Origin of the sequence: Enhygromyxa salina (genome assembly GCF_000737335.2) — a bacterium.
In the GTDB taxonomy this organism is placed as follows: Bacteria; Myxococcota_A; Polyangia; order Nannocystales; family Nannocystaceae; genus Plesiocystis; species Plesiocystis salina_C.
This window is the reverse complement of the sequence record NZ_JMCC02000029.1, coordinates 109748-136504: the sequence shown is the minus strand read 5'-3', so window position 1 is coordinate 136504 and position 26757 is coordinate 109748. Positions and strand designations below refer to the sequence as shown.

Genomic DNA, 26757 nt, shown 5'->3' with positions numbered 1-26757 from the left:
CGTATCGCCACCAAGACGCGGGTGTCACACCAACTCGGGATACAGATGACGGACCTCGGCTCCGTCGCGCAGGTCCTGCGCTTGGTCGTAGCGAGCGCCAAGATCCACCACCAAGTAGCGTCGCTTGGCCGGCGGCGCGCCAAACAGCACGGGACAAGCTTGGTTGCCGTGCTCCGTGTACCAGCCGTCGAGGTCGACGTCGTGGCCATGCACGACCACGCGCAGCTGCAACTGTGGCCGCGAGAGCTGCCCAAGCAGCTTGCTTGTCGACTCGCGCGGCTGGCCGTAGCTGGTCAGCAGCGTGCGCAGCATCGATCGCTGGGCCAGCTCGTCATCGCCTGAAGGTTCGAGCGCGTCGAGCTGTTCTAGCGAGGGGATCTGTTCGTCGGGCGAGCCATGACACAGCAGCAGACCACACGGCGCGGCGACGGCCAGCAGCGCCCCGCGAAACAACGCGTGCATGCGCTCGATCGCCTTGGCCGACATCCGCCGCTCGAGCATCTCGACCTCGTCGACGTAGAACTTGCTGGTGTGCGGCCCGCCGATGTGACCGTGGTCATGGTTGCCAAGCAGCAGGTGAAAATTATCGGGGAAGCGCTCGCGCAGCTCGATCATCGCCTCGACCAGCTCGGGGCTCTGGTCGGGGTAGCCAAACCGCAGCGCGTCACGTCGGCGCGCGACCGGGCTGGGCCCGTGAACGAGATCGCCGAGCGACGCCCAGTGCACGAGATCCGGGCGCTCGGCCGCCTCGCGCAGGGCAAAGAACACCGCGCGCAGCCGCCGAAAGTCTTCATGGTTGCCGTGCAGATCCGTCGAGATCAGCAGCTGCCCACGCGCGGGCAAGATCCGAACCCGACCTGCCATGCCTGGGTGACTCAGGAGAACGCGCTCAAGCCCGTGAGCGCCCTACCAATGGCCAGGGTGTGGATCTCGTGGGTGCCCTCGTAGGTGAACACCGTCTCGAGGTTGCACAGGTGCCGCATGATGTGGAACTCGCCCATGATCCCATTGCCACCAAGCATCGTCCGCGCGGTCTTGGCCGCCTCACGAGCCATGCGCACGTTGTCGCGCTTGAGGTAGCTGACCTGGGCTGGATCGAGCTGGCCCGCCTGCTTGAGCCGACCAAAGTGATGGGCGAGCAGCAAGCCCTTGCCGATCTCGTTGTGGAGCTCGACGAGCTTTTGTTGGGTCAGCTGAAAGCCCGCGATGGGCCGGCCGAACTGCACGCGATCCAGGGTGTACTGACGCGCCCGCTCGTAGACATCCATGGCCGCGCCGACGGCCCCCCAGCCGATCCCATAGCGCGCCTGGGTCAGACAGCTCAGCGGCCCCTTGAGCCCGCGCACGCCTGGCAACATGTTGTCCTTGGGCACGCGAACCTCGTCGAGCACGATCTCGCCGGTGATCGACGCGCGCAGGCTCAGCTTGCCGTGGGTCTCGGGCGTGCTCAGCCCGGCCATGTCCCGCTCGACCACGAAGCCGCGGATCACTGGCGTGCTCGAGCCGTGGTCCAAGGTCTGGGCCCAGACCACACACAGGTCCGAGATCGGGCTGTTGGTGATCCACATTTTTTGACCATTGAGGATGTAGTCGCCGCCCTCGCCGTCTTGCTTGGCGTGGGTCCGCATCGAGCCCGGGTCCGAGCCAGAGTTGGGCTCGGTCAGCCCAAAGCAGCCGATCAGCTCACCCGCGGCCATGCGTGGCAACCACCGCTGCTTTTGCTCTTCGGTCCCGTAGGCAGAGATCGGGTACATCGCCAGCGCGGTCTGGACCGAGCAAAACGAGCGGATCCCCGAGTCGACGCGCTCGAGCTCGATCATGATCGTGCCGTACGCGACCGGGTTGAGCCCAGCGCAGCCATAGCCCTCGATCGAGCACCCCAGAAACCCCATCTCCGCAAACTCGGGGATCAGCTCCTTGGGGAAGGTGCCAGCTTCGTAGTGTTGCTCGATCACGGGCATGACCCGCGACTGGCAAAAGTCGCGAGCGGCCTTCCAGGTCAGCCGCTCGTCATCGTCGAGCAAGTGGTCGATGCTCAGCAAGTAGGTGCGCGGGTCCATGCGCCGATCGAATACCACGCCGAACCCAAGCAGAGCCTCCGCGAGTCAACACCCCCCAGATTTCTTTCCGCACGTCGCGCAACCCCGGACACGAGGTGCTTCCAGCCGCCCCACACATGCCGTTGCGAACACACGTCCCCCGAGGGAGCGAAGCGACCAACTGCAGTCGGCGAGGCCCTGTAGGTACCCGTCCGCCGAAGCCACCCGAGCCCCCTCCCAGGGGGCCACACATACGGATGCGACCAAACAGCCCCGAGGAGCGACGCGCCAGCGGCTGCAGTCGGCGAAGTGCGAAGGCCTATGTGGGGGTCTAAAAAAGGCCGTTCGCCGAAGCCACCCGAGCCCCCTTCCAGGGGGCCACACATGCGCCCGCGAACAAACAGCCCCGAGGAGCGAAGCGACCAGACGCGCCAGCGGCTGCAGTCGGCGAAGTGCGAAGGCCTATGTGGGGGTAAAGGTCAGTACGATTCGCAGCGGGTTTCGTTGGCGGCGCAGTTGAAGCGGACGTGAAAGTGCGCCGTGTGACCGCTCGCGTTGCGCACGATCCCATGGTTCGTCCCCGAGCCGCTGGGATACTGGATCGTCCGCTCGAGCATGTCCTTGCTGGCACCCGCCCGCTTCGCGGCCTTGTAGAGCCGCTTTTGCCGGCTCGTGCTCAAGAAGATGTACTGGACCTCACCGGTCGAGACGAGCGCTTGGATCAGCGACCAGGTCGCGTCCCAGTCGACGTCGTCGATGTTGTCCGACGAGCCGCTGGCCGACTTGACGGGGAGCCGCACGTCGACGTCGCGGCCGCTCTGGTGCGAGGAGTGCGGCTTGAGGCGGCCGCCGCCCCGCTTGCTGATCGCCCCAATCACGAGATCGCCGTTGAACCCAGTCGCGCGCCGAAAGTTGGCGATCGCCAGCTGTAAATTGTGCAGCGTGTGGCTGCTGCCGTAGCACTCGTCGGGCTTGCGTATGGTGTAGAGAACCTTGTTCTCGGGCAGCGCGAGCGGGTTGACGATCTTGCCGCGGTTGGGCTTGCCGACCGAGACCGAGCCGGTCTTGATCTTGACCAGCGGCAGCTTGGCTGCCGAGACCGAGGCCGTGCTGGCGGCGCTGGCCGTGCTCGCCGACCTAGCGCTGGTGCCCCCGCTGGCCTTGGTTCGGGGCTCGTCGGGCTCGCGCAGCAAGTCGGGGCTGTTCAGCGGATCAACCCAGATCACCAGCTCTTGACCCGCCTTGAACTTGCGCGGGACCTTGGAGTTCCAGCGCGAGCGCAGCAGATTTGCGTCTACGTGGTGCGCGCTGGCGATCTTGTTCCAGGTGTCGCCGGGCTTGACCGTGTAGATCAGCTTTTGCTGCGGCGGCGGGATGTGCTTGGTGTAGACCGCGAGGTCGCGCCCGGCGAACAGCTTTGGGTTGTTCTCGTCGAGCTTGTTCCAGCGGATCAGCGAGCCTCGGCGCACGTCGTAGCGCGTGGCGATGTCATCGATGCGCTCGCCCGGAAGGATCGTGTGCTTGATCCACTTGGGCTTCTTCAGCTTCTTGATCTTGGGGGCCGCGGCCTGGGGCTGTTGGGCCGGCTCGGGCTCGGGCTCGCTCGCGATGGACTCGGGCTCACCTTCACCTTCACCTTCACCTTCGCCTTCGTCCTCGTCCTCGTCCTCGCTGGACTCGGGCTCCGGCTGGTCGTTGACGGGCGGCTGCTTGGGCGCGGACCGCTTGGGTGGGCTCGACTCGGGGGTGACCTCCGGCAGCACATCGGGGAGATCTTCGGGCGAGGGCAGATCCCCAAGCTCGGTCGCGGCTCCGCTGCGATCGCCCGGCGGCGAAGCGATCGCTGCACCCGGCAGGACGACGCCCCAACCCAGGGTCAGCGTCAGCGCGAGCCAGCGCGAGCGAGGGCGACCATCAGCGACCAGGGAGGGCTGCTCGGGTTGGGAGATCTCGCGCGCGGGCTCACTCGGCATTGATCATTCGCTTGGTTCGGATGATGGTTCGCTGGAGGGCTCGGCTGGCAACCCGAGCGCAACGAGCACGTCTGGGTAGATCTTGGCGGCCAGGTACTCGCAGCCCGACATGGTGAAGTGGACACCATCCTCGCTGCGAAGCTCCTGCTGCTTGCCCTTGACCTTGATGGTCTTTAGCAAAGCACCCTGGTCATCGATCAAATATTGGTTGGTGTCCAAGTATAGACCAGCGTCACCGAGCGCGCCGACGCCCTGCTCGTGGATCTCGCGGATCACCTTCAGCTTGCGCTCCAGGCTAGGGCTGGTGACGCGTGGCAGGCTGAGCCACAGCACCTGTGCGCCGTCTTCGCCTTCAACTGGCGTCGTGACGCTTGCCAAGAAATTGTCGACGCGGCCACGGTAGGCCGCCGGCCAGCCGTCGGTGTCCCACACCACGCGGCTCTCGCTCTTCCATGGCGCAATGTCCTGGCCATCGTTGGCGCCCATGAACACGATCACCAGATCAGGCTTGCGGAACTCGACCTGGCGCTTGCCCTGATCATCCCAGTCAAAGAAGTCTGGACGCGACAGCCCCGAGGCGCTCTTGGCCTTGCGGTAGGCGACGATGTCCGGGTTGGCGTCGAGCATGTCCTCGAGCACCGCGCCGAACCCAGTCGCAGCCAGTGATGAACCGACGATCAGCACCCGACGCGGCTCGAGCAACGCGACTGGTTCTTCTGGGGCTTCTTCGCCAGCTTCGACCTCGTCACCAACCGCGACGGCGTCGGCTGCTGCCTCTTCTTCACCAACCGCCGCGGGATCGCCCGTCGCCAGCACGGCCGGGTCCTCGCTGGGAGTTGGGTCGGCAACCTGGGCAGCGGGCGGGTGGGGTTCGACCGCGGGCGTAGGCGTGCCAGAGGGCTCGGTACAGCCGAACAGCGCCGCGGTCCCAAGCGTGAACAGCGCCATCGCGCGAAGGGTCGAAGGTTGGATCATGGCGGCGAAGCTAGCTGAGTTCGATCTGGCGAGGAAATAACTGGAGCGGCGCTCGGGGGCACACCGACGCACGGTCGATCGGCGGGATTCCAAGCGATTTGGGTTTCCCCAATTCCGTTCGCCGAACACGCCACTGGCAACGCGCCAGGGTCTGTGAAACACTGGGCCCCTGGTACGGAGGATCCACCGCTCATGAAGACTGACTCGTCTGCCCTCAACCGTTGGCGCATCGCTCGTCGCATCACCCTTGGTGCCATTGTCGTCGCCGGCACGATGACCACCGCCGCCGCGATCGCCCAGCGCGTCGCCGAACATCCGTGCAGCATGTCGCAGCGCGCCAACGTCCAGAGCTACTACAGCTACTCGGGCATCGGCGTGGAGTTGACCCAAGATGGCAGCGATTTCGTGGTCGCCCGCGTGTTTCCGGGCAGCCCAGCTGACGGAAAGCTGTTTCCGGGCGCCGTGCTGCTGACCGTCGACGGCGAGAGCCCCGACCACATGCGGCAATGGACCAACCTGATCCGTGGCGAGCAGGGCACCCCCGTCGAGCTCGAGGTCGTGTACCCGTGCTCGGGTCACGACACCGTCGTCCTCGAGCGGGCCGTCGTCCGACTCCGTTACTGAGTCGGCGCTCCGCTGTTTCAGCTCGGGCGAGGGCTTCTCGCCCGCTTGCGAACACCCTCGTAGACTGGTTCACCCTGGGCAGCGAACTCCCTCCAAGCCACCTAGCCGCCTAGCCACCTAGAAAAGGGGCACCCACGCTGGCATTGCCGGCTGGGTGCTTTTTTCTTGGAGCGAGATCAGCGTAGAGTCGCGTCATGACCGGCTATGGACGAGTGGCACCACGAGCCGTCGCGCTGTTCATCGACCTGGTGTTGATCGGCGTCGTGACTTCGATCATTAGCGGCGTGCTCGGTACCGACAGTCACGGCGTGGTCGCGTCGGTGATCAGCTGGTTGTACTTCGCGGTCCAAGAGTCGAGCGGGTGGATGGCCACGCTGGGCAAGCGCACGATGGGGCTCGCGGTCCAAGGTGTCGATGGCCGGCAGCTGAGCTTCACCCAGGCCAGCATTCGCTGGGTCGGCCGCTGGGCCTCGAGCTTGGCGCTAGGGTTTGGGTACTTGCTGGCGCTGTTCACAGACAGGCGGCAGACGCTGCACGACTTAATCGCCGGCAGCGTCGTGGTCCAGCGCTGATGTCGGGCTAACGTGAACAGTCATGACCCTCGATGAGCTTGCTGACCTGCTCGAGCGCACCACCGAAGACTTTCGGCGCAGCGCCACGCACTGGCAGTTCGCACATCTTGGCATCCCGATGGCCTGCCTGACGGATCCCAACTTCGATCGCATGCGCTTCATCGCGCCAGTCACCGAGCTGAGCAAGATCGACGAAGAGACCAAGGACGCGGTGCTCGAGGCCAACTTTCACACCGCGCTGGATGCTCGCTACGCCAGCTCCAACGGGTTGTTGTTCGCGGCCTTCATTCATCCGCTGAGCTCGTTGGAAGCGACGCTGGCCACCTCGGCGCTGGAGCAGGTCGCGTCGCTGGTCCAGACCTTTGGTTCACACTACAGCGGTGGCACGCTGGAGCTCATCGGCAGCCACGAGTCGGGCATCGATGACGACGACGACGATGACGACAGCGGCCCGCTCCTGAACTAAGCTCCGCCGCGATGAGGCAAATCTGGATCAGTCGCGCCGGCAAGCCCGAGGTGCTCGAGCTACGCGAGGCGCCAGACCCCGAACCTGGACCCGGCGAGATCCGAATCCGCGTCGCCGCCAGCGGTCTCAATTTCGCGGACATCAGCGCGCGCATGGGGCTGTACCCCGACATGCCGCCGATCCCCTGCGTGGTTGGCTACGAAGTGTCGGGGGTCGTCGACGCGCACGGCGAGGGGGTCGCCAACGATCTAGAGATCGGCGCCAAGGTCGTCGCGCTCACGCGCTTCGGCGGGCACTCCGACGTGGTTTGCATTCCCCGCGCCCAGGCCGTTCGGATCCCCGAGGGCATCTCCATGAGCACAGCCGCGGCGGTGCCGGTCAACTACCTGACCGCGTGGTTGATGTTGGTCGAGCTTGGCAACGTTCACGCCGGGCACACCGTGCTGGTCCACGCGGCGGCCGGTGGTGTCGGCCAAGCGGCGCTGCAGGTCTGCAAGCATCGCGGCGCCGCGGTGATCGGCACGGCCAGCGCAGGCAAGCACGAGCGCCTGCGCGAGGTCGGGGTCGATCACTGCATCGACTACCGCAACCTCGACTTCGAGGCCGAGGTCATGCGCATCACCGAAGGTCGCGGGGTCGACATCGCGCTCGATGCTGTCGGGGGTGAGTCGTTCTCCAAGAGCTACCGGTGCCTGCGTCACTGCGGGCGGCTGTTCATGTTCGGCGCGTCCAGCTTCGCGCCCTCGGACAAGCGCCGGCTGATGCCCATCCTCAAGGGCGTACTCAACACGCCCAAGTTCAAGCCCTTTGATCTGCTGGACAAGAACCGCGGCGTGTTTGGGATCAACCTTGGCCACCTGTGGCACGAGATCGATCGGCTCAGCTCGCTGTTCGAGCAGGTCATGGAAAAGGTTGGCGACCACACGCTCACGCCGGTCGTGGACCGTGAATTCAGCTTCGAGCAGGCCGCCGAGGCGCACGCCTACATTCAGGGCCGCAACAACTTTGGCAAGGTGCTGCTGGTCCCCTGAGCGGCGCTTGTGGGGGGCGCGGCAACCGCGGTATGTAGCGGTGTATGAAGATCCGCCAGCTCGTCCTCCGTTCGTCCGCGCTGCTCGCCGTGAGCATGTTTGTCTTGGCTTGCTCCCCCGAGAGCAAGGCCGAGAAGGTGCTCGTGAAGTACGAGACCGTTTTCAACGAGTGTAAAAAACTCACCGAAGAAGTTGGCGCCGAGCCGGGCACGCAGTACTGCACGAAGGTCGGCAGCATGGCGCTCGAGATGTCGCTGGACGACACCGGCATCGACAAGGCCACGCGCGACAAGATGATCGCCGACTGGGCCGGCAGTAACCCGCTTGGCAAGTTCTACGCGGACGAGAAGGCCCGCGAGGCGATTCCGGACCTGTAAAAGCGACGAAGCGGGCCGAGCCAACGCTCGACCCGCTCGGTCTCTACAGGTTTCCCGTGCTACTTCGCGATTTTGGTGGGCCGACGCTGCTGGCTGCAGACGCCGTTTTGCCCCTCGCCGACAGTGCGGATTGAGAACTGCGGCTCAGCCTCGACCCGGTGCCCTGCAAGCTCCGAGCGGACCGCCCGGACCATCAACGGCGCGAGCTGCTCGACCGTGTAGCAGGGGATGTGCGGCTCGGCGTGGGGGTTGCCGACGCCGGAGTCGTCGGTCAGGAACAGGTACTGCGCGCCAGTGAGCAACGCGGCGGCCCGCATCACGAACTCGGCCTCACCGGCGACGCCCGAGCTGGCGACCGGGTACACGGCCACGCCCATGCTGCGCAGACCATCAACTGCGTCGAGCGTGTCGTCGACCTTGTCGGCGTGGGGCGGCGCGTCGGCGACCAAGAAGGTCACGCGGGCGGTGTCGCCATTGCGCCACGAGAGCTTCTCGGCTGCGATCAAGGCGGCGTCCATGGCCTCCGGGTAGTCGCCGCCGCCGTTGGCCGACTGCGCCCCAAGATCCTTCTGGAAGCGCCCGAGGTTGCCGGTAAAGTCGAACACGCGGGTCGTGTATTGGTCGCCGGTGTCGCGGTAGACGATCAGGGCGAAGCGCTGATCCACGCCGGGGAAGTGGTGCTCGATCGCCGCGGCGATGTCACGAATCTCGACCTTGAGGAACTCGAGCTCGTCACCCATGCTGCCCGTCGCGTCGATCACCAACGCGATGTCGAGCTGGTCGGGCAGCGTGCCCTGGGTGTCCTTCAGGGTCACCAGCTGCTCGATCTGGTTGTTGATGCTGACGGTCGCGTTGGCGTTGCCGTGGCTGATCTTGGCCTTGCCCTGGCCTTGGCTGCCGCTGTCCCAGCCCTGCACCCAGACGACCCGGCCATCACTGCGGGTCATCATGTGCTTGCCGTCGATCTCGACCTTGGCGTTGCCGACCGGCCGACCGTGGACATCTTGCACGCGCAGGACCGTGCGCTGGGTCCCAAAGGCCGAGGCCAGCCGCGAGAGATCCGGCTGACTGCGGGCCTGGTCGACGAACGTGTTGAACACCCACGGGTTGAGGTTGTCGTCGAAGCTGCCGGCGGTCAGGGTGCCGGACTGGATGTTGCGATCGCGGCGGTCCCGATCATGCTCGGCGGCGATCTTGGCCTCTTCCGGGGGGCGCTCGCGCATGCTGGCACCCTCTCCCTTTTTGTCGGCGCCGCGGCTCGCCTTGGACTTCGCTGGGCTGGGGCTGGGCGGCGCTTCGTCGCGCATCGCCATGCCCCCAACGCCGTCGCCACCAGACGCGGCCTCGGCCGCTCGGGGGCCGCCACTTGGGGCGTCCATCGAGGGGGCGGGCGCCAACGCGCTCTCGGGTGCGCTCTCGGCCTCGCCAGCGGCCATGTCATCGGCGTAGTCGTAGCTCCCCGGGGCGGCGGCGTAGTCACCGTCATAGGACGGCTCCATCGCGGTCTTCTCTTCGGCGGAGCTGGGAAATGCCTGGTCTTCGGGGCTCTGGGCAGCACATCCAAGACCAAGGGCGGGGAGCAGGGTGAGCAGGCAGGTGAGCTGAATCGAGAGGCGTCGCATGGCGGGTGTCCGTGAGTGCGGCGGCGAACGCAGCCCTGAAAAACTGGCTTACAGCGACGCTGGACTGTTTTCGGCTCGCGCGGCCGCGGGCCGGTCGCGGACGCCCGGATCTGGCGCGCGGTCCGGGAGACGCGCCCAAGAGGCCACCCACTGGAGCGCGCGTGCCTCTCCAGAGCGTCTTGGCGGGGGAAACAGCGCGGGGCTCGATCACGCTTGACGGTGGCGCGGACGTCGGCTAGACCCCTGCTCCGCGTCAAACGGAGCTGTCATTCCGGCATAGCTCAGTTGGTAGAGCAGTCGGCTGTTAACCGACTTGTCGCAGGTTCGAGTCCTGCTGCCGGAGTTCTCAGAAAGGCCCGCAGACATCCTCTGCGGGCCTTTCTGCGATCTGGTCGCTCGGCCCGGCCCTACTTGCATCGAAGTGTTCGAGCGCTTCGACGGCGAGGGTCGCCGCGCCGAGGATCAGGTGCATGTACCGGAGCGTGGTCGTCAACGACGCGTGTCCCGCCAGATCCATGATCGCCCGGGCCGGGACGCCCGCCGCCGCGAGTTGGGTGATGTACCTGTGCCGCAGGCGGTGGAGTTGGCTGGAGGCCCCAGGTCGGCCCACGCCCACGACGTTCTCGACAGTGCAAGCCTCCCACGACAACGACTTGTGGCCACGGTACGTGAGTTCGCCATCCACGACTCGCGTCAACATCCACGGCACCCGCAGCGGTCGGGTGGCCCTGTCTTTGAAATCGCGTGCATGACCCGCCGATCGTAGCAGCCGGCGAGCGGCTGGGTTCGCTCTGCGATGTCTGACTTGGGGAAGGTGCAGCGGTCGATCTCCGCGATCGCTAGCTCGCGCGGCTTGCCGGCGAGCAGACTCGCGGGAGCGTTCGAGCTCCCCGCAGACGCGTTGGGTATTGGGCGAGATCTGTCATCGTCATGTTTCACCGCCTTTGGAGTCCAGAAAGTCGAGCTCGCGCGCGAGTGTCCCCGAGCGTCGCGTTTGGCTACATCATGCCCGCCAAGCAAGCCCGCAACCCAGCGGCGCGGCCTGGTCGACTCGGTGGGCTCGTTGGGTTGGAGCTTGGGCGAACGGATAGCAGCCATGGCGCGCGTTCGCCTCACGATTCATGCACCACTGTAGAACAGCAAACACATGTTCGGCTTCAGGTCGACCGCATCATGGCCGAAGATCTTGAGCGTGCTTCCGATATTCAGCTCGGACACGGTGATTTGCAGGCAAACACAAATGTCGACCGAAAGCCTGTAGCTCCACCCGGGGATATCCCTGGCCCATACCCCACCGTCGCTACCGCTTCCCAATTCGGCAACGACTAGGGTTCGCCGCTTGCCCGGCTGGCGGACGGCATTCGCTACTCTCGCTAATCTCCCAATGGCTGGGCTTGGTTGAATTGTTCATACCCCCCCTACCCAACTCGGCACCGATACTTGCGGCGGTGGGCCATGCCAGTCTCGACATCGGTTGTGTGCGACTAATTCGTGTCCAGTGCGCTCCTGTCGTGTTTGGTTTCTCGCGAGTCGGGTCACCCCAGCCGATCGCGCCAATACCCCGGTCGACGGCTGTGATGGGCCACGGCCAATACCTGTAGCTCGTCGACCGCGATCCGGTAGATCAGCGAGAACGGGAACCGGTCCAGCACGACCCGACGCACGCCGGGCTCGACCTCCGGCCACGCCCGCGGACCTTCCCCCGCCAAGCTCTCGACCCGTGCCACCTCGCGCAAGAAGCGATCGACCAATCGCTCACCGTCCTCGCGCGACGCGTACCAGTCGACGGCGTCTGCGAGCTCCGCCTCCGCGGCGAGCGAGTAGCGCACACGCATAGTCAACCAGCTCGACGCTCGTGCACGCGACGGGCCCGCGCACGCAGCCGCGCCATCATGTCTTCAGAGTCGACCAACTCCAGCTCGCCCCGGTCGATCGCCTCAGCACGCCGCTTCGCCTCCGCGATCCAGGCCGCTGTGATCTCCTCGGGCGAAAACCCATCGCCGATGCTGTCGGCCAGGATCGCGGCGATCACCGCGCGCTCGGGCTCGGGCAGCTTCATGGCCGCGTCGAGGATTCGGCTGGCTTCGTCGCTCACGCGGGCAGTGTAGCGCGACCGCGGATCCCTGCCCCTATCCTGCCCCCAACTCTGTCGAACGGCCCCGATCTCGGGCAAACACAAGTGCCCGAGATCGGGCGCTTGCGAGGGTCTACGCGATCAAGTACGAGACTTTGTTGATGCTGGCGCAGACCTCGCAGTCAGGTTCGAGTCCATCCGTCAATTCCACACCCAAAGGGAGAGCTCGCCGAGCGCGACTTCCCGTCCAAGGGGAGAGCGGGGCCCGCGGTCAGCAGCCTGAGTCGATGCTGTCCACCGCTCAGACTGCGCGTGGGTCTGCGTAGATCGCATCGACGGCGATCGAGACCCCGTGCGAGGGCAGCTCGAGCACCCCGCCGGCGACACTGGTCCGCAAGATCCACTCGTCGCGCCGGAAGACCTCGACGTAGGGCTCGTCCTGAGAGATCAACACGTACTCTCGCAGCGAAGGCAGACGCTGGTAGTGGCGCCACTCTTCGCCGCGATCGGCAGCCTCCGTTGAAGGCGAGAGCACCTCGACGATGATCGTCGGGTTCGTCACGGCATTGGGATCGATGTCCGCGTGACGCTCGTCGCCGCAGACTACCGCGACGTCCGCGTAGGTGCTGCGGTTGGTCGCGTCGATGCGTAGCTTGAGGTCGCTGCTGTATACGGCGCAGCCCTTGGCGCGGAGCACCACGCGTAGCTCTGCCCCGATCGCCATCGCCAGACGAGCGTGCTCTGGCGTCCCGCCCGCCATGGCGTAGACAGACCCGTCGACAAACTCGAGGCGCACCTCGCTGTCAGCCTCGAGCGCGAGGTACTCAGCGTAGGTCGCTGGCTCGCCCATGCCCTCGGATCATACATCCAGTGCGGTTCGCCGCTCGCTCGCGGAGGCCGCGGCGACGAGATCGGCTCAGACTGGTCACCCCTGCACGCATCTGCGAGACTTTCCCATGACCGAAGACTCCAAGGGACGCAAGATCGGCTATTGGGCGACAACCGGCTTGCTTGGCGCGGCGCTGATCGGAAGCGGCATCATGGACTTGGTCGGTCCACCCGATCTGGTCGAGTCGATGGAGCGCCTGGGTATTCCGCTCTACTTGCCGCCGCTGTTGGGCATCGCCAAGCTACTGGCCGCGGCGGCGATCTTGGCCCCCAAATTCGCGCGGCTCAAGGAGTGGGCCTACGCCGGCTTGGTGATCGACTTCATCGGGGCGGCCTACGTGCACATCATGTCGAACGAGGCCAGCGAGATCGTGGCGCCGTTGGTGTTTCTCGCGGTGACCTTTGCGTCGTGGTTTCTGCGCCCAGCCAACCGCAAGCTCCCAGACATGCCCGCGACGACCTGACCCGCCGCGCTACCACAAGATCTTCAGCAGCTTCTTGCACTCCTTGGCCATGGCCTCGAAGTGCTGCGGATCATTCCACTTTGGATCGAGCGTCTGTCGCTTCCCGGGCAGCCCTTCGGGCACACCCGCGAGCGCGACTTGGATCGGGAACACGTCGGTGCGTGCCCACTTTTGGGCGCGCAGCTGCGGGGTCTCGAGGGGCATCCAGGCCCGCGGATCGTCGCCCCAGACCAGCAGCTGCGGCTCCGGCGGGGCGCCGTCGTAGTCCTCGACGACGCCGGGCCAGATCAGCAAGGCAGGCCGAGCGGTCCCCTCGTTGAAGCGGACCATGGCTGGCAGCAAGGCAGCGTCGCCCGGCAAGGTGTCGGCGACGCTGCGCCGCTGCGTTGGCCGATCCAGCACGGTGCCGCTGCCGTGGGTCAGCCAGTACTCGACCCCAGCGTCACCAACCTTGCCGACGATGTCGTCGACGGACACAGCCGAGATCTTGGGTCCGCTCAGCTTGTTCTTGGTTGCGATGAAGCTAGGCCGCTGCGGCGGCGGGGGCTCGGCGTCCGGATCTGGGGGGGGTGGCAGCGGCTCGAGGATCCGCTCGCCCAGCTGCAGCTCTTTCCAGTCGAGCGCGTCTGGGTCAACGGTCCACAGGCGACCAAGCCGGGCGTCGGCCTTGGGGCCGCCAAGCACGAGCGTGCGCTTGTCGTCGTCGACGAGCAGGGTCATGCACTCGGCGAGCTTGTCGAGCCGAACCTCTTGGGCCTCGGGCAGCGGCGGCGGCTCGAGCTCGCCGGCCTGCTGACCGGGCAGCGGCTGGTGTTGCTGACGACGCTTCTTGCCCTTGTGCTTGGAGCCGCCCGAGCCGCCCGCGCGCGCCTGATTGGGCTGGGCGATCAAGAACCGCTGCAAGGTCCCACGACCGCGAAGCACGTAGACCCACCGCTCGTCACCCGCGATCGCCAGCGGGGTCATGTCGCGCTTGCCGGCTGGGAGACGCTCGCCGGCCAAGCGGAGATCTCGGCCGGTCCACGCGACCGCGCCATCGCGGGCCGCGAGCAACACCCGACCGCCACGCGTGCCGTCGGTGCGAGCGAGGCGCACTATCCCCTCGGCCGCGACGGGCACCGGGCTGGTCGCGCTGAGCCGCAGCTGCGCGTAGCCAGCGGGGTGGGCTGGATCGATCACCCACGCGGTGGGGCTGCCGTCGCTGAACACCGCGCGGCCGTCCGCGCTGGCGACCACGGCGATCGCGGCCGGACCCGGGGACTTGCGCTTGTGAACGGGCGCGTCGCGATCGATGTCCCACAACAATTCACCCTGGCTCCCGACGCCACACAGCAGGTCGTCGCGGATCAGGGTCACGTGGTCGACGTAGCCGCCGAGCTTGGTGCCGGCTTTGGTCACCGCGGTCGAGCCAACGCTCCCACGAAACAAGTGCTGCCCGCCGATCCACAGCGCGCCCTCCCAGCCTTCGACCACGGAAGGCCAGGCCATGCTCAGCGGGATCGTGCGCTGCTCGGCGAGAGTCTTCGCGTCGATGATCCACAGCTCGTAGGGCAGCGTGACGATCAGGTAGCGCGCGTCGGCGCTGCGCTCGATCGCGAGGGGGCGGTCGTCGAGCGAGAGCTCGCTGACGGGGGTCACGGACGGAGCCATGATCATCCGCCGGGCGCCACCTTCGCCGCCCACGACCACACGTCGCTGAGGTGCCGTTCGCCGCGCCATGTCCGGTCAGGGTATCACGCTGGGTCGGTTGGGGGATCGCAGGTTCGCGGCGTGACTCGAGACCCTGGCCAGACGCGCAGTCTGGAGCTTCCAGCGCCACGTGCCGAACTCGCCAAGCTCAGGACTTCAAGCCCGCCCGGTTGGAGCACCGCCTGCGCAAGCTCGGCTCGCTGCCGCGCCCGTGCCGATCGGGAAGATCCAAGTGACCAGCCAGATCCCTACGCCAAGCAGCGTGACGCCCATGCCGATCCCGGCCACGAGCGCGACGCGTTCGAGCTTGGTCCGCAGCGCGCTCACTCGCAGGGCACGCCCATGGGCGCCGGAATGCACACGAAACCACCGCTCTCGAACGGGTTGCCGCCGCACCAGCCCCACGCGCCCACGTTGGCTTGCAAGAAGTAGCTGGCGGGGTTGGGCCCCTGCGCGCAGGCGCCGGACTGGCAGGGATCCGAGGCGAACGAGTAGCACCACTTCGAGGTCCCGACCCCCGTGTCGAGCAAAAAGTGGTCTGCCAGCGCCCAGAAATTTGTGTTGGTGGTGGTGTTCCAGCCTTGGTTCTTGGTGTGCCACCAGCAGGCGTACTGCACGTTGTTTTGCATGTACAAGCCCTTCCAGTGGTAGCCCGGCTCGGAGTCCTGGCAGGGGCCGTGGACCGGGTTGCAAGCGAGATCGCCAACGAGCCAGTCCTGCAGGCAATTGTTGGCGGTGCAATCATTGGCGCAGCCGTCGTCATCGACGTCGTTGCCGTCGTCACACTCTTCTACGTTGGCCTGCACGAAGCCGTCGCCGCAGGTGGCTGGGGCGCAGCTCGTAGGGCAGGCGTCGGTGTCGTCGTCGTTGCCGTCGTCACACTCCTCGACGCCCGCGTGGACGAAGCCGTCGCCGCACACGTTGGGCTCACAGATGCCTGGCAGGCACGCGTCGGTGTCGTCTTCGTTGCCGTCGTCGCACGCCTCGACCCCAGCTTGCGTGTAGCCGTCGCCGCAATACGCGAGCTGGCACGCCGGGCACATGTCGGTTGTGTCGCCGTTGGCGTCATCGCACTGCTCGCCGTCCTGGACCACCCCGTCGCCGCAGGTGCCGGGCAAGCACTGGCTGTTGCACCCGTCGTCGTCGATGTCGTTGCCGTCGTCACACTCCTCGACACCGGTCTGCACGAACCCATCGCCACAGCTGGCGGCGACGCAGTCCTGCACGCAGTCGTCGGTGTTGTCGGGGTTGCCGTCGTCGCACTCTTCGAAGCCCTCGTACACGTAGCCATCACCGCACGAGGCGATGAAGCAGTTCGGCGTGCACTGGCCCTGCTCGGAATTTTGCGGGCCCAGATCACACTGCTCGCCAGGCTGGACCACGCCGTCGCCACAGCTGGCGTTGTCTCCGTCGCCGTCGCCGTCTCCGTCGCCGTCGCCGTCGCCGTCTCCGTCGCCGCTGCTGGTCTCGGCGTCACCATCACCGTCGCTCTCGCCGCTGAGGAACGGGTTGAGGGTGCGCCCGTCGTCCCCGCCACAACCCCACACGCCCAGGCCAGCGAACACGCAAGCGACTACAGAAGTCCGAAGAAGAGGTTGCATTGGCACAGGATGCTACCACGGCGAAGTCAGTGACTGCGGCCCGCGAAGCTCGCCTACGAGACCGCCGCGATCAGCCCGACCTCGACCCAATGCTGCAGCCAGCGGGCGACCTGCTCGGGGCTCGCGGCGTCGCCGGCCTCTGCGTCCTCATCGGCCCCAAGCTCGGCTCCCGAGGCCGCAGCGCAGATCTCGAGGAAGCACTTGCCCTCGAGCAGCGCCTGCAAGGCCGCCGCTTCGCTGGCTTCGAGGTCGCGGTGGCACACGGTCAGATCCCGCCGCCAGATCAACGTGTGACCCAGGCTGGACGGGTGGTGCCTGCGCGCGAGTTCGAGCGACTGGCCCTCGCGGCACATCGTGAACATGGGAGAGAATGGCCGGGTGGTCGCTCGCAGGCGCACGGTCTTGCCGGCGACGAAGCGCAGCTGCGGCCACGCGTCTAGCGGGATCGTTGCCAAGTCGGCTGGCGTGAGCACCTGCTCGTCCGCGACGCACAGGACCTGCGCGCGATCGAGCTCGATCCACGCGACCTCGATCAGCTCGGGCGACTTCACGCCGGCCTCGTGCTGGCTGATGAAGCTGGGGAAATCTCGCGAGTAGCGGCGCAGATCCGGCTCGCGCGAGGGGCTGACGAGCACGTAGTCGGTCACGAGGTTGTGAAATTGAACGTGGCCCAGCATCCACGCCACCGTGGGAAAGTGCTGCTCGAGCACGCCCGCGAGCCGCCAGTAGTAGTCGTTGGCGTAGACCTCCAGGCGCTCGACCCGGCTGAAGTTCGGGGTCTCGGCGAAGGTCTGGGCCACGGCCTCGCGGACGCTGGCTGGGCTGGACTCGAGCATGTCCGCGGCCCCGGTCGGGAAGCAGATCACCTTCCACAGCAGCGCTTGGGCGGCGGCCAGGGCTTTGGTGTCGCTGGCTTGGGCCTGGGCGCGCAGGTTGATCTGCGCGGGCCGGGGCTGGGGCTTGGCGGGTTCAGGCAAGCGATCCAGCACGGCTTGCGCGATCTCGGCGGCCCGCCGCTGCTCGGTCCGCAACGCGGACCACTCTGGCGTGTCCTCGTCCCACTCCACCAGCGAAGACACGGGCCCAAACCGGCCGAGCGCGTCACGATAGAGCGCCCACACTTCGTCCGGCACCGCGCCGAGGTGCGAGTCGAATTTGTAGTGGCCGCGATCGCTGTGGTTGGCGAGGTGAAATTGCCACACGCGCTCGCCTGGGATCCCGCTCAGGTACTGCTGCGGATCCCAGCCATGGTTGGTGCAGCTGACCAGCACGTTGTTGAGATCCAGCAGCAACAGGCAGTCCGTGCGGGCGCACAGCTCCGACAAGAACTCCCACTCGCGCAGCTCGTCGCCGCAGTGGGTGACGTAGCTCGAGGTGTTCTCGAGCAGCAGCTGGCGACCCAAAATATCTTGCGCCCGCGCGACCCGATCTGCGACCGCAGCCAGGCTGGCCTGCGTGAGCGGCAAGGGCAGCAACGCGTGGCTGTGCAGGCCCGCGTGGGTGGACCAGCACAAGTGATCCGAGACCCACGCCGGCTCGACCTGATCGATCAGGGTTCGCAGACGATCGAGGTACTCGCGATCGGGCGCGTCGATCGAGCCGATGCCCAGCGATACCCCATGCAACACGACGGGCATGGCCTCGCGCACCCGCTCGAGCACCCGCGCTGGCCGCCCGCCGGCACCGAAGAAGTTCTCGCTGACGACCTCGACCCAATCGACGTCGAGGTCACCGTCGAGCGCGCGCGCGTAGTGCCGGGTCCTCAGGCCGACCCCATGCCCGATGTAGGGCCGGTCGGTGCCGTGCTTCGGGCTCGTCATCGCGCAAACGAACGATGAGTGTACGCGTGTCCGAGCGAGCGTGTCGAGTCATCTGGGCCGCCCGAAGGCCCGCAAACTTGGTCGTGGCGGCGACGTCCGTCGGGCCAGCCGCCCGCACGGGCGCCGAAGATGGCGCTTGGTAACGCTTGGACGGCCCGGTCGTTGGCGTTTGACCTCGCGGGCGCTGACCCGCCAAGCTCGACCCACGCCGGGACCCACGCATGACCAAGAACAGCAAGCAATTCATGTCCGCCTTCGCCCTGTCCGCCGCCGCCCTGTTCTTGGGCGGATGCAAGAAGACAACGACGGAGGTCACCTCTGAGCCAACCGCCACCCCAGGTCCCGCCGTGACCGCCGACGAGCAGGTCAAGTGCTTCGGGATCAACAGCTGCACGGGCGAGAGCGCCTGCGCAGTCAACAAGCCGGACCTTGGAATCGAGCACGCTTGCGCAGGCGAGAACGCGTGCGAAGGCAAGGGCTGGATCAAGGTCAGCCGCAGCGACTGCGAAGAAAAGAGCGGCGAGGTCCTGGGGACCCTCTGAGCTCGGGAGCCCCCCTGCTGCGTGCTGCGTACTGCGTGGGCCGGTGCGCTACCGCTGGACCTGCTGCAACATCTGAAAGTTCTGGTAGCCGAGCAGGCCGAACATGATCCCAATGAAGATCTCGCCGGTGACGAGGAGCGCCGTCACGGCCAGCACCGCCGCGGTGCCGATCCCAAGCTTGAGCGCGACCGCCCAGGAGTCGCGCGGGCGAAATTTTTCGATGATCGCCTTGGCGATGTGACCGCCGTCGAGCGGCTGCACGGGCACCAAGTTGAGCAGCCCCCAGAAGATGTTCACGTAGAGCAGAAACAATACGAACAGCTCGAGCCGACCGCCGCCCGAGAGCGGCGGGCCGCTGCCGATCCTGGGCCCGATGCCCGGAAGCAAGTCCGCGCTGTGGCCACTGAGCAACACACCCACGAAGATCAGACCGCCAAAGATGAAGCCGGCGCCCGGGCCCATGAAGTCGATGAGGATCCGCTGTTTGCGGCTCTGGCTGCCGGGGCTGAAGATCGCCAGGCCGCCCATGCTGTGCAGCACGATCCGCGGCGGCCAGCCGTAGGCCTTGGCCGTGAGCGCGTGGCCAAGCTCGTGGATGAGGATGGAGATGAACACCGCTGCAGTCCACAGCGCCATGCCCACGAAGATGTTGATCCCAGCGTTGCGCACGCCATAGGCGCCGAACACGATCGAGATCAGCCAGAACATGGGGTGCACGCGGACGGGGATGTTGCCGACCGAGAAGTGCACGTCGAACTTGGTGGACTGGGGCTCGGTGAGGAACACAAACGCAGCCTAGCACTGGTCATGACCCCCACAGAGATATTGGCCCTTCGCCGACTGCAGCCGCTGACGCGTCTGGTCGCTTCGCTCCTCGGGGCCGCTTGTTCGCATCCGCATGTGTGGCCCCCTAGAGCGCCGATCAGTTTGAATTCACGACGCCAGGCACATCTGGGGCCGCTCCTGCCGTTGTCGGTCGGCACTCGCAGTATGCCGGATACAGCTTCGGCCTCCCTCCTAGGCAGGAACGGCCCCAGACGCACCTGACGACGCGACTCCAAACTGATCGGCGCTCTAGAAGGGGGCTCGGGTGGCTTCGGCGGACGTGTACAGTTGCTTCGCCGGACGTGTACAGTTGCTTCGCCGACTGCAGCCGGCGGGGTCGGCGGGGTCGGCGAGGTCGGCGAGGTCGGCGAGGTCGGCGAAGTTTAAGTTGGGGTAATGACTGGCTTGCGGGCCGCTTTTAGCCGCACGCTGGCCTCTTGCCGGGCCAGATTGTTGGCTCGGCGCTCGGCCAGGGTCCGCTTCTTGCTCGCCGCCCAGCCGCAGATCGGACAGCCCTCGAGCTCGTGGTACTGCGCCGGACAGTGCTCGCGCGCGAAGTAGATGATCTTCAGGTGCGCGTCGCCCCAGCGTGACTTTGGAAACACCTTCTTGAGGTCGCGCTCGGTCAGCTCGACGGTCTTGCCAGTGGACAGACCCCAGCGCGCCGCGAGCCGGTGGATGTGTGTGTCAACCGGAAACGCGGGCTCGCCAAAAGCCTGGGCCATGACCACGCCCGCGGTCTTGTGGCCGACGCCCGGCAGCGACTCGAGCCCCGCGAAGTCGCGCGGGACCTCACCATCGAACTCGTCGACGAGCTGCTGGGCCAGCGCCTTGACCCGCTTGGCTTTGGTCGGCGCCAGACCCAGGGTGCGGATGTGGCGGAGGATCGTCGCGGTGCTCAGCGCGGCCATCGTCGCGGGGGTCGGGCCGTCGTTGAACAGGGCGGGCGTGACCTCGTTGACCCGGGCGTCGGTGGTCTGGGCCGAGAGCAGCACGGCGATCAGCAGCGTGAAGGGATCCTGGTGGCGCAGGGGGATCGGCGGGTCGGGGTAGAGCTCGTCCAAAATCGCGAGGATCTTCTGAGCCTTCTCGGCGCGGGTCACGGGTTGCAGCCTACACACCACGACCGCCCCGGCCCAGGGTGTGCCCTTGCGCCCCGCTGGTAATCAGCGACACTGCGCCCATGTCCCAAGCCGGCGACAAACAGGGCCAAAAGCGGGGCCAAAAGCAAGGCCAGAAGCAAGGCCAGAAGCAAGGCAAGCAGCACGAGCTGGCGATCGCCACCCGCGCCGACGACTACCCGCAGTGGTACCAAGACGTGATCCGCTTCGGCGAGCTGGCCGAGCCCGCCAAGGTCGTCAAGGGCTGCATGGTCATCAAGCCCCACGGCTACGCGGTGTGGGAGAAGATCCAGCGCGATCTCGACGGGCGCTTCAAGGACACCGGCCACAAGAACGCCTACTTCCCGCTGCTGGTCCCGATGTCCTTCATCACGAAGGAGGCCGAGCACGTCGAAGGCTTCGCCCCGGAGCTCGCGGTCGTGACCCAGGCCGGCGGCGCCGAGCTCGAAGAGCCCTACGCGATCCGCCCCACGTCCGAGACGATCATTGGCCACTTCTTTGCCAAGTGGATCGACTCGCACCGCGACCTGCCCTTGCTGATCAATCAATGGGCCAACGTGATGCGCTGGGAGCTGCGCACGCGGATGTTCCTGCGGACCACCGAGTTCTTGTGGCAAGAGGGGCACACGGCCCACGCCAGCCACGAAGAGGCGAGCGCCGAGGTGCTGCGCATGCTCGAGATCTACGGCGACTTCGCCGAGCAAGTCCTGGCGATGCCGGTGATCCGCGGGACCAAGACGGCGACCGAGCGGTTCGCGGGCGCGCTCGACACGACCTGCATCGAAGCCTACATGCAAGACGGCAAGGCGCTGCAAGCCGGCACCAGCCACGATCTTGGCCAGAATTTTGGCAAGGCCTTCGACGTCAAGTTCCAGAACGAGGCCGGCGAGCTCGAGTACGTGTGGCAGACCTCGTGGGGCGTGAGCACCCGGCTGATCGGCGGGCTCGTGATGACCCACAGCGACGACGCCGGCTTGGTGTTGCCGCCTCTGGTCGCGCCGATCCACGTTGCGATCATCCCGATCTTCCGCACGGACGAGCAAAAGGCGCAGGTCCTCGCCGCCGCAGAGCGGATCAAGGCCGCGCTCAGCGAGATCGACCTGTCGACCCCGCGAGCCCGGTTCCGGGACTTCTTGGAGGTCGTGATCGACGATCGTGATCTGCGTCCGGGCGCCAAATTCTATGACTGGGAGCGCCGCGGCGTGCCCATGCGGATCGAGCTTGGGCCCAAGGACCTCGAGAAGGGCCAGGTCTGCCTCAAGATGCGCGTGGACACCGAAGCGGTCAGCGGCAAGCAGTTCTTGCCCGAGGCAGAGTTCATCGCCAGCGCCCAGCAGCGCTTGCTCGACTACCAGGCCGCGCTGCTCGAGCAGGCCCGCGCGCGGCGGGCCGCGAACACGGTCACGCTCGACACCTGGGACGAGTTCCTGGCCACCTTCGCGGGCGAGGACAGCAAGTTCGCGTGGTGTCACTGGGACGGTACGACCGAGACCGAGACCGCGATCAAGGACGCCACCAAGGTCACGATCCGCTGCATCCCCCTCGAGGGTCAGGGCCCGGCGCCGGAGCCTGGCGTGTGCATCTTCTCGGGCAAGCCGTCCAAGCAGCGCGTGCTGATGGCGAAAGCATACTAGTGAGCGAGTTCGCTGATCCCCGCACCGTTCGGTCGATCACCGCGGCCCGCAAGGCCTGCGCGCGGGCGGCTGGGGCGTGGACCAGCGACGACGATGACGACTCCGACGACCCGGCGGCCGAGGCCGAGCAGCTCGCCCGCGACGCCGTCGAGCACCTCGAGCAGGGTCGCTGGGACGAGGCCTGCGAGTGCGCCGAGGCGACCGCGACGCTGGCCGAAGACCACGACCAGGGCCCGGTCTGGCGCGAATTCGTGTTGCTCGTCGAAGAGGCGGCCGAGACCGGCAGGGATAGCCACAGCTGATGACGCGACCACCCGAAGACACGCTCGAAGTCTGCGGCCTGCACGTGGTCGGCATCTCGCAAGGCGGGGTCGAGACCAACATCCGCGTGCCGGAGCTCAAGCTGATGTTCGACCTTGGCATGATCCCGCACGGGGCGCTGCGCTTCAATCGAGTGCTGGCCTCGCACGGTCACAACGACCACCTCGCGGGGATCCACTACTACATCTCGCAGCGCAAGATGATGAGCCTGCGCCCGGCGATCATTCATGTCCCCGAAGAGATCGCCGAGCCGCTCGAGACGGTGTTGGGCGCGTGGTCACAGATCGAGGGCTTCGAGTACGAGTACGAGCTGCGCCCGACCAAGCCAGGGGATCGCTGCAGCGTTGGCCGGGATCTAACGGCCACGGCGATCCGCACCAAGCACAGGGTCCCAAGCCTCGCGTGGGCGATCGAGCGGACCACCCGAAAGCTCGACGACGCGTTCCGCGGCCGCTCACCCGAGCAGCTCGCCGCCTTGCGTGCGCAGGGCGTGGAGATCACCCACGAGACCGTGACGCCGCTGTTGTGCGTCACGGGCGACACCACGATCGACACCTTCTTGGACAGCGAGCTGATGCGCCGCTGCAAGGTGCTGGTCCACGAGTGCACCGCGTGGGATCAGCAGCGCGACGTGGCGTCGACGCGGGCCTACGGCCACACCCACGTCGACGAGATCATCGAGCACGTAGAGAAGTTCGAAGGCGAGGCGCTGGTGCTCGTCCATCGCAGCTTGCGACACTCGCGGGCGTTCGCCGAGAGCGTGGTCAAAGACCGGTTCCCCGCGAGCGTGCGCGACAAGGTGTTCGTGTTCGGAAATGACTGAAGCGCACGGGTACGACGCTGATCTACTGATCCTCGGCGGCAGCTTCTTGGGCGTCGAGCTGCTGCGCCTGCTTCGCGGCCACCGTCGTGGGCGCAAGCTCAGCGTGATCGTGATCGATCGTCAGGTCACCCACCCCTATATCCCGCTCGGCCACGAGCTGCTGACCCAGCGCATGACCTACGCCGTCGCTGGCGACACCGAGCTCGAGACCCAGCGCTACGCCGTCGCGACCCCGGGCGTGCGCTGGATCGAGGGCGAGCTCGTTGGCTTTGACGCGGAGGCACACGAGGCGCGGCTGGCCGACGGTCGCAGCTTCTCGGCCCGGTTCGTGGTGTTTGGCGTGGGCTCGGAGATCCGCGCGCCCGCGAGCTTGCCGGGCGGCGCGCGCATGCTCGCGTACAAGTCCAAGGCCCAGTTCGAGCAGTGCCGGGCCGCCCTGCAGCAGGTGATGGTTGGCGAGGGTGAGCCGCCTTGCGTGTTGGTGGTCGGCGGCGGGATCTCGGGGGTCGAGATCGCGGGCGAGCTGGCGCACCTGGCCAAGTCGCGGCCCGCCAACTGGCGCGCGCCCAAGCTGGTGATGGTCCACGGCGGGGATCGCTTGCTGGCCGGGCTGACCCCGCGCGCCGGAAAAAAAGCCGAGGCTGCGCTGCGAGCCCAGGGCGTCGAGCTGCTGCTGGAGACCCGCTTGGTGTCGGTCAGCGAAGAAACAGCCATGATCCGCGGGCCCGAGGGCGAGCGCACGATCCCGTGCGCGCTGGGGTTTTGGGCGGGCGGGCTGCAGCCGCCGCCGGTGATCGCAACGATCGACCTGCCCCACACCGAAGACGGCTGGCTGCGCGTCGGACCGACCTTGCAGTGCGTGTCGGACTCGACGGCGAGCCCCGAGCTGTTCGCCGGTGGCGACGTCGCGCGGGTCTACGGCGGCGACGGTCGCTGGCCCACGATGCAGCGCGCGATCGAGGCGATCTTCGCGGCCAAGACGATCGCCGCAAACATCCTCACGCTCGCGCGGCATCCGGTTGACTACCCCGGCGGCGTGCCTCCGCTCGAGCCCCACCCGCTGTGGTCCGACTTTCCGCATGGCGTCAGCATTGGGGGGCGATCACTGATGGTGTACGGCCCGCTGGTGCTGCCGCTCGCGGGCTTCAACATCTGGTTTCGCCGGTTCTTGATGCGGATGTACATGCGCCGCTATCGGGCCTGAGCCTCGGTCACAGCCCCTTGATCCCCACGCCGACCGCGGTCAGGCACATCTCATCGAGCGTGCCCTCACCAACGCTCACGTTGACCGGGCTGTCGAGCCCGGCTTCGGCGAGCGCCGACGCGAGCGCCGGGTTGTTCATGCTGTTGTCGTAGCTGCACTGGACCCGCACGATATCGCCGGCCTTGACCCGCACACCCTGGTTGGCGGGCGCGTCGTACTCGTAGATCCGCTGCCAGTTGAAGTCCCAGTTGGGCGTGTGCAGCAGGCAGGTCTCTTCACCCGTGTCGCGGTCCTCGATCCACGCGCGCATGTCGACGCCGACCAAGTGCATGTGGTTCGCGACCGCCCAGATCCTGGCCTCGATGGTGTCGGGGAACGCGCTGCCGTTGGCGGAGACGATCCACTCGTACTCCTCGACGTGGCCCGTGGCGCCCGCGGGGATCATGAACGGCCCGGTCAGCGAGGACCCGGACCCCGGCGCGCCAAGCAGCGTGAACAGCGAGCCATACTCGGGCTTGGTGTTGGTCCAGCGCAGCGCGAGGCCGGTGCTGTCGTCGAGCGTGGGTCCGCCGCCGGTGGCGTGATAGTGGACGTTGAGGATCAGCCGCGCACCCGCGGGCAAGCTGATCGCAACGCCGTCCGGCGGCTCCATGGGCAGGCCGCCGGGCACCCACCCGCTGATCAGCTGGCTGCCGCTGACGCCCGATCCGCCGCCGCAGTCTTGCTGCACGCCGCCGGGCCAGCTCGCTGACGCGGCGTTCTCGTCGACGTAGACCAGCACGTGATGAACGATCTCGCGGTTGCCCGGCACCACCTGAATACCGTCGAGGTACACGTCTTCGTCGTTGCCGGGATCCAGGCTCAGGCAATGAAAGAAGTCGAGCGTGTTGCCCTGCGCGTCGATCGACACCGGCGAGCCCATCGTCACGCTCGTCGTCGGGTTGGCGAGGTCGAGGCTGGGCGGTGACGGCAGCGGGGCCGCGTTGGCGGGATCCCCCTCGGGGCTGCCAACGTCGACCCAATCACGCAACAGCTGGATCTGCGCGTCGCTCAGGCGGGCGTCGTGCTTGAAGGCGAGCGGCGGCTGACACTGCGCCGTCTCGAGCGCGTGCCATGGCGGCATGAGGCCGAGCTCGGCTTGCTCGGCCATCAACCCCGACCACGGCGAGGTCTGAGCGTAGTCCTGCATGGCGAAGGGAGCGATGCCGCCGTCGGTGTGGCAGCCCTGGCACGCCTCGGTCACCAACGGCGCGATGTCTTCGTGCCAGTTGGGTCGGGCGTCGCCGTCGCCTGTGTTGTCGCCGTCCCCGTCGCCGTCGCCCGTGTTGTCGCCGTCCCCGTCCCCGTCGCCCGCGGTCTCGGCCGCGCTGCTGTCGGCGTCGTCGGCGTTACCGCCGGTGCACGCGAACATCGCGGCGCAACAAAACATCGTGGCATTCAACGACAGTCGATCCATGCCCTCAGGCTATCAGGAACACGGCCGGACTTGGCTGGGACTTGGTCAGAGCGAGCCAGTTCGGCTCGCGCCGCCGCGCTTCATCTTGCGTGCGATCGAGCGTACACGGTCGAAGGACGCCTCGGCGGTCAGCACGACGTGGCCCTTGCTCACGGCCCTCTCGAGCTCGCGAAGGTGCGTGTGATTCTCTGCGGAGCCACCGATGCCGGACACCACCGCGCCGAACACCCCGGCGACGAGAGACACGACCACGACACCGGTCAGATCGGTGCCAAGGATCGTCTCGGGTGCGCCGATCCTGGCGAACACGCCGGTGCTCAGCAGGCCAAGCACCAGGCCAACGAACACGGCGACGAAGATGCCTCCGACCGCCGCCGCCTGCCTCGCGGAGCGGCCCGCGGGCGGCAGATCCTCGGGCCGAATCTCGTGCTCGTGGATCGCCGCAGTTGCGACTTCGTGCTCCTCGTCGATGCTGTCGGCCTTCGCCTGTAGCTTGTGCTTTGCGGCTTCGGCCGACTCACGATCGGGAAAGATGCCGTAGACGATTCGTTGCACGACTTGCTCCTCGTGGAGACAACCTCCCACGGCGTGCGCGTATGGCCAGCGAGATTTAAGC

At 66.8% G+C, this 26757-nt stretch carries 28 protein-coding genes and 1 tRNA gene; 12 read left to right on the top strand and 17 right to left on the bottom strand.

What is annotated here, in order from left to right:
* Window positions 1-24: 24 nt before the first annotated feature.
* From DB30_RS12670 to DB30_RS12655, 4 genes are all read right to left on the bottom strand, one after another.
* Window positions 25-864 carry a metallophosphoesterase gene (locus DB30_RS12670; protein WP_052548674.1) on the bottom strand — a complete coding sequence of 280 codons (840 nt, stop codon included), beginning with the start codon at window positions 862-864 and terminating at the stop codon, window positions 25-27.
* A gap of 11 nt (window positions 865-875) precedes the next feature.
* Window positions 876-2060 carry an acyl-CoA dehydrogenase family protein gene (locus tag DB30_RS12665; RefSeq protein WP_052548673.1) on the bottom strand — a complete coding sequence of 395 codons (1185 nt, stop codon included), beginning with the start codon at window positions 2058-2060 and terminating at the stop codon, window positions 876-878.
* A 458-nt stretch (window positions 2061-2518) separates the two neighbouring features.
* Window positions 2519-4012, bottom strand: coding sequence for a penicillin-insensitive murein endopeptidase (locus tag DB30_RS12660; protein ID WP_052548672.1), 1494 nt, complete (start codon window positions 4010-4012; stop codon window positions 2519-2521).
* A 3-nt stretch (window positions 4013-4015) separates the two neighbouring features.
* On the bottom strand, window positions 4016-4987 hold the full coding sequence (locus DB30_RS12655) for an SGNH/GDSL hydrolase family protein (RefSeq protein ID WP_052548671.1): 972 nt from the start codon (window positions 4985-4987) through the stop codon (window positions 4016-4018).
* Window positions 4988-5179: 192 nt separating this feature from the next.
* On the opposite strand from DB30_RS12655, the gene DB30_RS12650 reads away from it, so the two are divergent.
* From DB30_RS12650 to DB30_RS12630, 5 genes are all read left to right on the top strand, one after another.
* Window positions 5180-5611, top strand: coding sequence for a PDZ domain-containing protein (locus DB30_RS12650; RefSeq protein ID WP_052548670.1), 432 nt, complete (start codon window positions 5180-5182; stop codon window positions 5609-5611).
* Between the two features lie 194 nt (window positions 5612-5805).
* Window positions 5806-6183: an RDD family protein gene (locus DB30_RS12645; protein ID WP_146658629.1), complete on the top strand. Its 378-nt coding sequence runs from the start codon at window positions 5806-5808 to the stop codon at window positions 6181-6183.
* A 22-nt stretch (window positions 6184-6205) separates the two neighbouring features.
* Window positions 6206-6649, top strand: coding sequence for a hypothetical protein (locus DB30_RS12640; RefSeq protein ID WP_052548668.1), 444 nt, complete (start codon window positions 6206-6208; stop codon window positions 6647-6649).
* 11 nt (window positions 6650-6660) lie between these two features.
* Complete coding sequence (locus DB30_RS12635) at window positions 6661-7680, top strand: zinc-binding dehydrogenase (protein ID WP_052548667.1); 1020 nt, start codon at window positions 6661-6663, stop codon at window positions 7678-7680.
* A 44-nt stretch (window positions 7681-7724) separates the two neighbouring features.
* On the top strand, window positions 7725-8057 hold the full coding sequence (locus DB30_RS12630; RefSeq protein WP_052548666.1) for a hypothetical protein: 333 nt from the start codon (window positions 7725-7727) through the stop codon (window positions 8055-8057).
* 59 nt (window positions 8058-8116) lie between these two features.
* Here DB30_RS12630 and DB30_RS12625 read toward each other — a convergent pair whose 3' ends face one another.
* The gene (locus tag DB30_RS12625; RefSeq protein WP_052548665.1) at window positions 8117-9679 is read right to left on the bottom strand and encodes a vWA domain-containing protein; all 1563 of its coding nucleotides are present in this window, start codon (window positions 9677-9679) and stop codon (window positions 8117-8119) included.
* 270 nt (window positions 9680-9949) lie between these two features.
* On the opposite strand from DB30_RS12625, the gene DB30_RS12620 reads away from it, so the two are divergent.
* Window positions 9950-10022: transfer RNA gene (locus DB30_RS12620), tRNA-Asn, on the top strand.
* Between the two features lie 3 nt (window positions 10023-10025).
* Here the strand turns inward: DB30_RS12620 and DB30_RS12615 are convergent.
* The 4 genes from DB30_RS12615 to DB30_RS12600 form a co-directional block, all read right to left on the bottom strand.
* The gene (locus DB30_RS12615; protein WP_146658628.1) at window positions 10026-10379 is read right to left on the bottom strand and encodes a tyrosine-type recombinase/integrase; all 354 of its coding nucleotides are present in this window, start codon (window positions 10377-10379) and stop codon (window positions 10026-10028) included.
* An 835-nt stretch (window positions 10380-11214) separates the two neighbouring features.
* Window positions 11215-11514: a type II toxin-antitoxin system RelE/ParE family toxin gene (locus tag DB30_RS12610; RefSeq protein ID WP_052548662.1), complete on the bottom strand. Its 300-nt coding sequence runs from the start codon at window positions 11512-11514 to the stop codon at window positions 11215-11217.
* A 2-nt stretch (window positions 11515-11516) separates the two neighbouring features.
* On the bottom strand, window positions 11517-11774 hold the full coding sequence (locus tag DB30_RS12605) for an addiction module protein (protein WP_052548661.1): 258 nt from the start codon (window positions 11772-11774) through the stop codon (window positions 11517-11519).
* Between the two features lie 280 nt (window positions 11775-12054).
* Complete coding sequence (locus tag DB30_RS12600; protein WP_052548660.1) at window positions 12055-12603, bottom strand: Uma2 family endonuclease; 549 nt, start codon at window positions 12601-12603, stop codon at window positions 12055-12057.
* 106 nt (window positions 12604-12709) lie between these two features.
* On the opposite strand from DB30_RS12600, the gene DB30_RS12595 reads away from it, so the two are divergent.
* Entirely contained in the window at window positions 12710-13105 is a 396-nt protein-coding gene (locus tag DB30_RS12595) for a DoxX family protein (RefSeq protein WP_052548659.1), read from the top strand.
* Between the two features lie 9 nt (window positions 13106-13114).
* Here the strand turns inward: DB30_RS12595 and DB30_RS12590 are convergent, their stop codons facing one another.
* The 4 genes from DB30_RS12590 to bufB all read right to left on the bottom strand — a co-directional run bounded on the left by DB30_RS12590 (window position 13115) and on the right by bufB (window position 18215).
* Complete coding sequence (locus DB30_RS12590) at window positions 13115-14824, bottom strand: hypothetical protein (protein WP_146658627.1); 1710 nt, start codon at window positions 14822-14824, stop codon at window positions 13115-13117.
* A gap of 126 nt (window positions 14825-14950) precedes the next feature.
* The gene (locus DB30_RS12585; RefSeq protein WP_153258304.1) at window positions 14951-15121 is read right to left on the bottom strand and encodes a hypothetical protein; all 171 of its coding nucleotides are present in this window, start codon (window positions 15119-15121) and stop codon (window positions 14951-14953) included.
* The gene (locus DB30_RS12580; RefSeq protein ID WP_146658626.1) at window positions 15118-16395 is read right to left on the bottom strand and encodes a DUF4215 domain-containing protein; all 1278 of its coding nucleotides are present in this window, start codon (window positions 16393-16395) and stop codon (window positions 15118-15120) included. Before DB30_RS12580 ends, DB30_RS12585 begins: the two co-directional genes overlap by 4 nt.
* Before the next feature lie 53 nt (window positions 16396-16448).
* Entirely contained in the window at window positions 16449-18215 is a 1767-nt protein-coding gene (gene bufB / locus DB30_RS12575; RefSeq protein WP_146658625.1) for an MNIO family bufferin maturase, read from the bottom strand.
* A 221-nt stretch (window positions 18216-18436) separates the two neighbouring features.
* On the opposite strand from bufB, the gene bufA2 reads away from it, so the two are divergent.
* On the top strand, window positions 18437-18757 hold the full coding sequence (gene bufA2 / locus DB30_RS12570; RefSeq protein WP_052548656.1) for a BufA2 family periplasmic bufferin-type metallophore: 321 nt from the start codon (window positions 18437-18439) through the stop codon (window positions 18755-18757).
* Window positions 18758-18805: 48 nt separating this feature from the next.
* On the opposite strand, the gene DB30_RS12565 is transcribed toward bufA2, so the two are convergent.
* Both DB30_RS12565 and DB30_RS12560 read right to left on the bottom strand, forming a co-directional pair.
* Window positions 18806-19543, bottom strand: coding sequence for a site-2 protease family protein (locus tag DB30_RS12565; protein WP_052548655.1), 738 nt, complete (start codon window positions 19541-19543; stop codon window positions 18806-18808).
* Window positions 19544-19965: 422 nt separating this feature from the next.
* A complete protein-coding gene (locus DB30_RS12560) occupies window positions 19966-20685 on the bottom strand; it encodes an endonuclease III domain-containing protein (RefSeq protein WP_146658624.1) in 720 nt (239 codons plus the stop codon).
* 80 nt (window positions 20686-20765) lie between these two features.
* Between DB30_RS12560 and proS the strand changes: the two genes are divergently transcribed.
* From proS to DB30_RS12540, 4 genes are read left to right on the top strand one after another with little or no spacing between them, the layout of a single operon-like run.
* Window positions 20766-22337, top strand: a complete 1572-nt coding sequence (proS, locus tag DB30_RS12555) for a proline--tRNA ligase (RefSeq protein WP_146658623.1) — start codon at window positions 20766-20768, stop codon at window positions 22335-22337.
* Window positions 22337-22639: a hypothetical protein gene (locus DB30_RS12550; RefSeq protein ID WP_052548654.1), complete on the top strand. Its 303-nt coding sequence runs from the start codon at window positions 22337-22339 to the stop codon at window positions 22637-22639. The genes proS and DB30_RS12550 overlap by 1 nt, the downstream gene beginning before the upstream one ends.
* Window positions 22639-23481, top strand: coding sequence for an MBL fold metallo-hydrolase (locus DB30_RS12545; protein ID WP_052548653.1), 843 nt, complete (start codon window positions 22639-22641; stop codon window positions 23479-23481). The genes DB30_RS12550 and DB30_RS12545 overlap by 1 nt, the downstream gene beginning before the upstream one ends.
* Entirely contained in the window at window positions 23474-24685 is a 1212-nt protein-coding gene (locus tag DB30_RS12540; protein ID WP_052548652.1) for an NAD(P)/FAD-dependent oxidoreductase, read from the top strand. Before DB30_RS12545 ends, DB30_RS12540 begins: the two co-directional genes overlap by 8 nt.
* Window positions 24686-24692: 7 nt before the next feature.
* On the opposite strand, the gene DB30_RS12535 is transcribed toward DB30_RS12540, so the two are convergent.
* Window positions 24693-26141: a hypothetical protein gene (locus DB30_RS12535; protein WP_153258301.1), complete on the bottom strand. Its 1449-nt coding sequence runs from the start codon at window positions 26139-26141 to the stop codon at window positions 24693-24695.
* 45 nt (window positions 26142-26186) lie between these two features.
* Window positions 26187-26696, bottom strand: coding sequence for a hypothetical protein (locus DB30_RS12530; RefSeq protein ID WP_153258299.1), 510 nt, complete (start codon window positions 26694-26696; stop codon window positions 26187-26189).
* Window positions 26697-26757 lie beyond the last annotated feature (61 nt).